Annotated in this window: 3 protein-coding genes; all 3 read right to left on the bottom strand. The window is 37.1% G+C overall.

The window, feature by feature from the left end:
• Positions 1 to 12 precede the first annotated feature (12 nt).
• Entirely contained in the window at positions 13 to 300 is a 288-nt protein-coding gene (locus RQ763_RS11605) for a hypothetical protein (RefSeq protein WP_314153149.1), read from the bottom strand.
• Positions 301 to 447: 147 nt separating this feature from the next.
• Entirely contained in the window at positions 448 to 1,731 is a 1,284-nt protein-coding gene (locus RQ763_RS11600; RefSeq protein ID WP_314153148.1) for a type II toxin-antitoxin system HipA family toxin, read from the bottom strand.
• A partial coding sequence (locus RQ763_RS11595; RefSeq protein ID WP_314153147.1) for a hypothetical protein occupies positions 1,721 to 1,921 on the bottom strand: 201 nt, incomplete at its 5' end. The genes RQ763_RS11595 and RQ763_RS11600, both read right to left, overlap by 11 nt.

Below are 1,921 nucleotides of genomic sequence, written 5' to 3'. Positions count from 1 at the left end.
AAAAACAAGGTGTTAACTGAATAAGTTTCTGTCTATATAAGTGGGGTCATTCCAATTACCTGGTTTTGCAGATGCAAAATACTTTTCACTATCTCTTTCAAAAAATTGACATAAATAATTGCATTCACCATCTAAATTTTGCACACGATTTGTGTATTCTTTTAACTGTAAAGTTTTATCTAAAACTTTCTTTTTGTAATGTTTAAAACATTTCCAAACAGCACTTATTTCCTCTTTATCAATTTCTTGAAAATACTTGAAATTTTTCCATTCATCTACTATGTTATCTATTTCACTCATCCCACATTCCCCCTTTATTTTTTCAAAACTACCACCATCGCTAGCGTATCGAGCTTGCAGTATTTTAGCAGAGCACTTCTGTATTGCTCTTTTGTTGTTGCATTATCCATCTTTGAGAGTTTTGCAAACAACAGCTTTATGTTTGCATCAATAAGAAAAATCTAAAAGTTCTCTTTGTCTTTGCAAATCTTGGCTACACTCTTTAATAGTTTTAGCATCTATTCCTATCGCTTGTGCTCGCTCTTGAAATGACTCTAACGCTTTAAAAATCTCTCTAAGCATCGCATCTACTCTGCTTTTTTTGATGCTCTGGTTTTGTGCTATGGCGTAAAAATCATCTCTTGTAAAATCTAGCCCTTTAGCGTTGATGGTAGTGATATGCTGCGTTGCCAACCCCTTGGAGTAGTTTATATCATAGGCCGGGGAGAGCCTCCATTTGCCAAATTTATCCATGATAAAGGAGAAGTTTTTTGCATGGTCGTCAAAGTTATAAGCAAGAGCATTAAAGAGCATGCGACGAAATAGCTGCTCGATTTCTAGTTGGTTGTTACAAAGTACTCTTGTAAGCGCAAAAAGTTGCTCATACGAACTGCTTTGAGGCACTGAGATGTCTATGTGCATAAGAGCCGATGCAGTAGCGATGTGCAACTTCTCATCATCGGTATCTCTGTCAAACCGCTCTATTATAAGGTGGTGTTCCCCATTTTCTTCATGCAAGTAAACAGGCGGCACCACAATCCCGCACTCTTTTGCCATAAGCATATAGATATACTCTAGTCTTGTAAAATTGAGGCTCTCTTTTTCATAGTAAATTTCATCAAACTTTATAATCGCTCTTTTGTATCCATGAGGTATAGTTTTTGTGTTAAATCTTAGCGTTTTGGTTTGTGGGTTGTAGGTGATAAGCATCTTTGGTCTGCCGCCGCCAAGCGGAGAGACACTATCGATAATGTTCATAAAATTCTCTATTGAGCTTATCTCATCTTTGTCGTTTAAAATCTTTTTCATACTCTCATAGGCATTTTTTGCGTCCAACACATCCAAAACACTCTGATTATCTTCATGCTCTTTGGGGCGGTACTCTATGGCTCCCATCCCTCTGTCGCCTATAAATGCCAGTTTGTGCAAAAGTGTAATCTGGTTTTGTTTAAGACCTTTTTTTGAAAAATAGGTATCTATAAAAGCCATGCCATGCTTGTCTGGAAGCGAATCAAAAAACACGCCCGCCAATCCGCCGTAAAGATAAAAATTATCTGGATTTGTATAAACTCCGGTTGTTCTGGCAAGAGGAAGTTTTAGCGGCGAAATCTCTAAGGAAGATTTTTTAAACGATGTATCATACTCAAAGTAGATAGCGCCTTGATGGTAGATAAGCGTGCCGATTTTTTGACCGTAAATAAACGCATCAATCTCTGTGAGTTTAGTTTGCATCTTTTGCCTTTTTTACTCTTAGTCTCTGTTTTTTTGCTTTAGCCTCTCGAATCTCCTCGATGGAAGCAAATTTTTGGCTAAACAGCAGCCCTTGAATATTGGCATGCATCCCAAGTGCTACAAGAAGTTTAATGATATTTTCAAACGATGTGTTTTTATTTTTCAAAAATTTTGCATAGGCAGAAGATGA

This window comes from Sulfurimonas sp. (genome assembly GCF_032250635.1).
Lineage (GTDB): Bacteria > Campylobacterota > Campylobacteria > Campylobacterales > Sulfurimonadaceae > Sulfurimonas.
This window is presented reverse-complemented; position numbering and strand designations above follow the sequence as displayed.

Coding starts and splice junctions, on each gene's coding strand:
- RQ763_RS11605 (WP_314153149.1), bottom strand. CDS start 300: ATGAGTGAAATAGATAACATAGTAGATGAATGGAAAAATTTCAAGTAT.
- RQ763_RS11600 (WP_314153148.1), bottom strand. CDS start 1,731: ATGCAAACTAAACTCACAGAGATTGATGCGTTTATTTACGGTCAAAAA.